At 57.8% G+C, this 6,152-nt stretch carries 3 protein-coding genes; all 3 read left to right on the top strand.

What is annotated here, in order from left to right; translation table 11 throughout:
- Positions 1 to 255: 255 nt before the first annotated feature.
- The 3 genes from AAG821_RS15415 to AAG821_RS15405 all read left to right on the top strand — a co-directional run bounded on the left by AAG821_RS15415 (position 256) and on the right by AAG821_RS15405 (position 6,117).
- Positions 256 to 2,196 carry a calcium-binding protein gene (locus AAG821_RS15415; RefSeq protein WP_341913140.1) on the top strand — a complete coding sequence of 647 codons (1,941 nt, stop codon included), beginning with the start codon at positions 256 to 258 and terminating at the stop codon, positions 2,194 to 2,196.
- A 380-nt stretch (positions 2,197 to 2,576) separates the two neighbouring features.
- Positions 2,577 to 4,727 carry a type I secretion system permease/ATPase gene (locus tag AAG821_RS15410; protein WP_341913138.1) on the top strand — a complete coding sequence of 717 codons (2,151 nt, stop codon included), beginning with the start codon at positions 2,577 to 2,579 and terminating at the stop codon, positions 4,725 to 4,727.
- Positions 4,717 to 6,117 (top strand): HlyD family type I secretion periplasmic adaptor subunit, encoded by a 1,401-nt coding sequence (locus AAG821_RS15405; protein WP_341913136.1) that lies wholly within the window; start codon positions 4,717 to 4,719, stop codon positions 6,115 to 6,117. The genes AAG821_RS15410 and AAG821_RS15405 overlap by 11 nt, the downstream gene beginning before the upstream one ends.
- Positions 6,118 to 6,152 lie beyond the last annotated feature (35 nt).

Below are 6,152 nucleotides of genomic sequence, written 5' to 3'. Positions count from 1 at the left end.
GGCGACGATGTCATGACCGGCAGCAGTGGCGATGACCGCCTGTGGGGCGCGGCCGGCAATGACACGATCACCGGCAATGCCGGCAATGACCAGATCGACGGCGGCGACGGCAACGACACGCTGAATGGTGGCGACGGCAATGACCAGCTCTCAGGCGGCAATAGCGATGACACGCTGATCGGCGGCGCGGGAGCGGATGTCCTGACTGGTGGTGCCGGCACGGACAGGGTGAGCTATGCCGGATCGGGCGCAGCCGTGACGGTCGATCTCGCGGCGCAGGCGGCAACGGGCGGCGATGCAGCGGGCGATACGCTGTCAGGGTTCGAAGGCGTGATCGGGTCGTCCTATAACGACACCCTGACCGGCAGCGCGGCGGTCGATTACCTCGATGGCGGCGCCGGCGACGATATGCTGTTTGGCGGCGCCAGTGCCGATGTGCTGACCGGCGGAGATGGTAACGACACGATGGATGGCGGCACCGGCTCTGACAGCATGTACGGCGGTGCGGGCAACGACATCTACTATATCGAAAGCGGCGATGGCATCAGCGAAGCGGCCAATGCCGGCATTGACACGGCCATCTCATCGGTCAGCTTCACGCTTGGCGCCAATGTCGAGAATCTGACATTGACCGGCACGGTGGCGCTGAATGGCGTCGGCAATGATCTGGGCAATACCATCATCGGCAACAGCGGGGTCAATGCCCTGACAGGCAACAGCGGCGCGGATATCCTGCATGGTGCAGCTGGTGATGATAACCTGCAGGGCGGCCTGGATAACGACGTATACCGCTTCAATCGCGGCGATGGATTCGACACGGTATTCGACGACTATACGTACAGGCAGGAATACCTCGAGTATAATGAATGGGGCGAGGCTGGCCTCGCATATCGTGATGTCCAGCTCAATGCTGGGCAGGATACACTGGAATTCGGCGCCGGGATCACGGCAGCCGACCTGCTGTTTGAAACCAGCGGGAATGATCTGATCGTCGGCCTACAGAATGCCGGCGGCACGCTGACGGCGGCAAGCCAGGCGGCGGATCGGGTGCTGTTGCAGAACTGGTACAATGTGAATGACAAGATAGAGAACATTCGCTTCGCCGATGGCTCAACCTTGAGTCTGCAGATCGGTACATCCGGTAATGATGCTTTGGCGGGGACAACCGGTATAGACCTCATCATCGGTCAGGCTGGGACCGATACCGTAAGCTATGCCGGCTCAGCGGCGTCGGTCAGCGTCAGCCTGGTAACAGGTGCGGGAACTGGCGGTAATGCCCAGGGCGATATCCTGATCGGGATCGAAAACCTTACCGGCTCGAACAACGCGGATACGTTGATTGGTGATGCGGTCGCCAATGTCCTGAATGGGGGGTATGGGTATGACGTCCTGCAAGGCGGGGCCGGCAATGACACCCTCAACGGCGGTGCCGATAGCGACAATCTGAATGGCGGTGACGGGATCGACATCCTCAACGGCGATGATGGCGACGACTGGCTGGCCGGCGGTGCTGGTGCCGATCAGCTGAGCGGCGGCGCGGGCATTGATACCGTTTATTATAGTGGCGCCGGCGCAGCGGTGACGGTGAGCCTGGACACCGGAACCGGTACGACCGGTGATGCGGCAGGCGATACGCTGACAGGAATCGAGAATCTCGTCGGCTCGGATTACGACGATATTTTCACCGGAAGCAATGGCGCAAACTCAATCAGTGGCGGTGTTGGGAATGACACGCTTCATGGTTATGCCGGCGACGATACGCTACAGGGCGGTACGGGCATCGATGTAATGAACGGCGGTGCCGGAAACGACATTTATGTAATGAGTCGCGGTGACGGGATCGACAGTGTGGTGCAGAGCGGCATCTCTGATGCCGCTATGACCACCGATATCCTGCGCTTCGCTGGCGGTGTATCTTACGATCAGCTCTGGTTCCGCCAGGACGGCAATGATCTGGTGATCAATGTAATCGGTGAGACCGAGAGCCAAGTGTCCTTGAAGGACTGGTATATCGATGCATCTTCCCGTGTCGACAGTATTCAGACTGTCGACGGCAATCATGCGATCTCTGCCGCCAATATTCAGTCCCTGGTCGATGCCATGGCGGCCTATACGGCGCCGCCGGTCGGTCAGATGGTGCTGGATGCGCAGGTCGCCAATGACCTGGCGCCTATTTTCGCAACCACCTGGGCATAGCTTGCGCATCGAGGATGGGGCGATACCCCGTGAGGCATGATGTGCATCGGTACGAAGCCGCTTAAAGAGTGCAGGAGCTGATGAGCGCTATTTCAGATTGTTTACAACGGCTTATGATGCGCCCTTCTGATCTGTTATGAAGGTCACGTTGCGGTTGCCGGTGCGAGGGGGGCGACTCAGGGCAACCGGCGGATCCGTCGCTGCTTGACCCTCTCCCATTGAAGTGGTCCGGGTTGATGCATTGTTTTTGGCAGCATGTCGGCGATCGCGAGACTATTGCCTCATCACCGTGTGGCAGTGGGCGCCACTCTCTGAGTATTCTATAAGTGATTATTGGCTATTGAAGATTGAAAATGGCGGGGGAATTAAAAGGGCGAGGCGTGGAAAAGTCTGAATCTGCCATAGATTCCGGCCTCTATTGTTTTGCCATGATCATGCGCCTGCTTGGGCGTCCGCTTGATATTGAGCAACTCCGGCACCAGTTTGCCCGAAGCGATAGTTATTTTGATGTCACGGATCTGCTCCGTGCCGGCAAGCGGCTCGATATTAAAATCCGCAAGATCAGCTCGAACTGGTCGCGTCTTGCGACGACGCCGTTGCCGGGCCTGGCGATTCTGAAGGATGGCACTTTTATTGTACTGGCCGCGGTTCGCAAGGATGCGAATGGCGAGACAGTCCTGATCGCCCGTGCGCCGGATGGCCGGCCCCAGGTGATGCCACGCGCGCAATTTGAGGCACTGTGGTCCGGCGATCTCATGCTGATGACAACGCGTGCCGATCTGGCCGGATCGCAGCGTCGTTTCGATGTCAGCTGGTTCATCCCGGCAATCGTTAAATACCGTAAGATGTTCGGCGAAGTGCTGTTCGCGACCTTCATAATCCAGGTATTGGCACTGGTATCGCCACTTATGTTCCAGGTCGTGATTGACAAGGTTCTGGTGCATCGCTCTCTCACGACACTGGATGTACTGGTTTTCGCTCTGCTGGCCATTGCGGTTTTCGAGGCGATCTTTGGCAGTTTGCGCGCCTACCTCTTTTCGCATACCACCAATCGTGTCGATCTTGAATTGGGCGCGCGATTATTCACCCATATCATGGGGTTGCCGCTGGCCTATTTCGAAGCGCGTCGCGTCGGCGACAGCGTCGCGCGCGTGCGCGAACTGGATAATATCCGGAATTTCCTGACCGGTTCGACGATGACCCTTGTCGTCGATCTCTTCTTCACCTTCGTTTTTATCTTCGTCATGTTCTTATACAGCCCGTTCCTGACCTGGTTGACCCTGGCGGCGGTGCCTTTTTATGTCTGCTTGTCAATCTTCGTGACGCCGGTTCTGAAAGCGCGGCTCGATGACAAGTTCGCGCGCGGTTCAGAGAATCAGTCATTTCTGGTCGAGCGCATTTCCGGCATCGAAACGGTGAAAGCCATGGCAGTCGAGCCCCAGATGCAGCGGCGCTGGGAAGAGCTGCTGGCAGCCTATGTCAAAGCATCGTTCAAGGTCGGAAACCTGTCCAGCGTGGCCAGCCAGATTGCTCAACTGATCAACAAGGTGTTGTTGGCGGCGACATTGTGGTTTGGTGCAAAACTCGTCATTGGAGGGCAACTGACAGTCGGTGAACTTGTTGCCTTCAACATGCTGTCTGGCCGTGTCAGCGGACCAATCCTGCGTATCGCCCAGCTCTGGCAGGATTTCCAGCAGGCACGCCTGTCAATTGAACGACTTGGCGATATTCTGAATACGAGGACGGAAAATAGTGTTAGCGCCGGTCGTCAGTCGCTGCCGACCCTCAAAGGCCAGATATCTTTTGACCGCGTTACTTTCCGGTATCGACCAGATGGTCCGGAGATTCTACGCAATCTCTCGCTTGAAATTCAGCCGGGTCAGGTGATCGGTATTGTTGGCCCATCGGGCTCAGGTAAGAGCACTGTGACCAAGTTGGTGCAACGTTTGTATGTGCCAGAAAGTGGTAAGGTCATGGTGGATGGTGTTGATCTTTCGATGATCGATCCATCCTCATTGCGCCGGATGATTGGTATTGTTCTGCAAGAAAACACACTGTTCACCGGAACGATCAGGGAGAATATTGCCCTTGCTGATCCCGGTGTATCGCTCGAACGCATCGTTGCTGCGGCCGAACTGGCTGGCGCGCATGAGTTCATCATGTCGATGCCGCAGGGCTACGACATGATGGTGGGAGAGCGCGGCGCTACGCTGTCGGGGGGGCAGCGGCAGCGGATCGCCATTGCGCGCGCTCTGATCGGAAATCCGCGGGTTCTGATTTTTGATGAGGCTACCAGCGCCCTCGATGTTGAGTCGGAAGCCGCTATCCAGGCCAATATGGATCGCATTTGCCAGGGGCGTACGGTTCTGATCATCGCGCATCGCCTGTCTGCGGTGCGGCATGCACACCGGATTCTCACCATTGAACAGGGGCAGATCGTCGAAGACGGCTCTCCCGATCAGCTCATGCGGCAGAGCGGCCGCTTTGCATCGATGATGCGCCAGCAGGCAGGCGGGCTTCATGCTGTTTGAAGGGGTGCGGCGCGCATTCGCAGTCACGCGGGCGGCCCTGGCCAATGAGCGGGCCGTCGGGCCGCAGCCAAAGCGGCAACTGGACGACATCGAGTTCATGCCTGCCGCCATTGAAGTGCTGGAGACGCCGGTCTCGCCGACGGTGCGCGTATTGTTCTGGACCGTGACTGCCATGCTTGTCATTGGTCTGGCCTGGTCATTCATCGGTGAGCTTGACGTCGTGGCGGTGGCGGAAGGCAAGACGGTCCCGGCGGGAAAAACCAAGGTCATCCAGCCGCTTGAAACGGGAGTGGTCCGGGCCATCCACGTCCATGACGGCAAGCGCGTGAATGCCGGCGACGTGCTGATCGAACTGGATCTTACAGCCACGGGGGCTGATGTGCGCCGGCTGGTCTCTGAGCTTGTGTCTGCAAAAATCGAAATGGCGCGCCTGGATGCGGCGATGTTCCCGGACAAGGCTCTCGCCCATTATAAACCCCCAATTGGCGTTCCGGCCAATCTGGTTGCTATGCATCGCGCCTTGCTGCTGATGCAAGTGGACGAGCACCTGTCGAGGCTGGCAGCACTGGATGCCGAGTATGAGAGGAAGCTTTCTGAACGAAAAGGTGTGGAATCGGCCATCCTCAAAAATCAGCAGGCATTACCGCTGTTGAGTGAGCGTGCTGCTGCACGCGCCCACCTGGCCGAGCAGGGTTATGGGTCCAGACTCCTGTCCCTGGAGTTGCAACAACAGCTGGTTGAGATGAATAACGAGTCCCGCGCGTTGCAGCATCGTCGCGATGAAGTCGTCGCGGGTCTTCTCACATTGCAGAGGCAGCGCCGGCAGGCTGAATCCGAATATGCGAAGACAATATTGACGCAGAGAACCGAAGCCGAGCGTAAGGTGTCTTCTATCGAAGAAGAATTGCTCAAGGCTGAACAGCGTCAGGGGATGCAGACGCTGCTTGCGCCCATTGATGGTGTTGTGCAGCAGCTGGCGTTGCATACGCTGGGCGGCGTGGTGACGCCTGCCCAGGCCGTCATGGCCATTGTGCCAGACCAGGCGGAGATCGAAGTCGAGGCGATGGTGATGAATCGGGATATCGGTTTCATCGTGCCCGGCCAGGAAGTTGAATTGAAGCTTGAGACATTTCTGTTCACCAAGTACGGCACCTTGCCGGGCCGCGTCATCTCGGTGTCCCGGGATGCCATAAAGGATGAGAAGCTAGGCTTGGTCTTCCCAATGCGGGTGGCGCTGGATCGCAGCTATATCGATGTGGAAGGTCGCAGGATGGATCTTGGGGCTGGCATGGCGATCAGCGCAGAGATCAAAACTGATCGTCGGCGAATGATCGACTATTTGATTTCTCCCATTGCGCGCTATCGTCACGATAGTTTGCGTGAGCGGTGACTCGTAGAACAAGTGCATAGGCGACGTTCAGAATC

The sequence above is a fragment of the Ferrovibrio terrae genome (genome assembly GCF_943372915.1).
Lineage (GTDB): Bacteria > Pseudomonadota > Alphaproteobacteria > Ferrovibrionales > Ferrovibrionaceae > Ferrovibrio > Ferrovibrio terrae_A.
Note: the sequence above shows the minus strand (reverse complement) of the source record. Positions and strands in the feature narration are given on the sequence as shown.

Excerpts from the sequence above, each read along its gene's own strand:
- AAG821_RS15405 (WP_341913136.1), top strand. The coding sequence starts at position 4,717 with ATGCTGTTTGAAGGGGTGCGGCGCGCATTCGCAGTCACGCGGGCGGCC.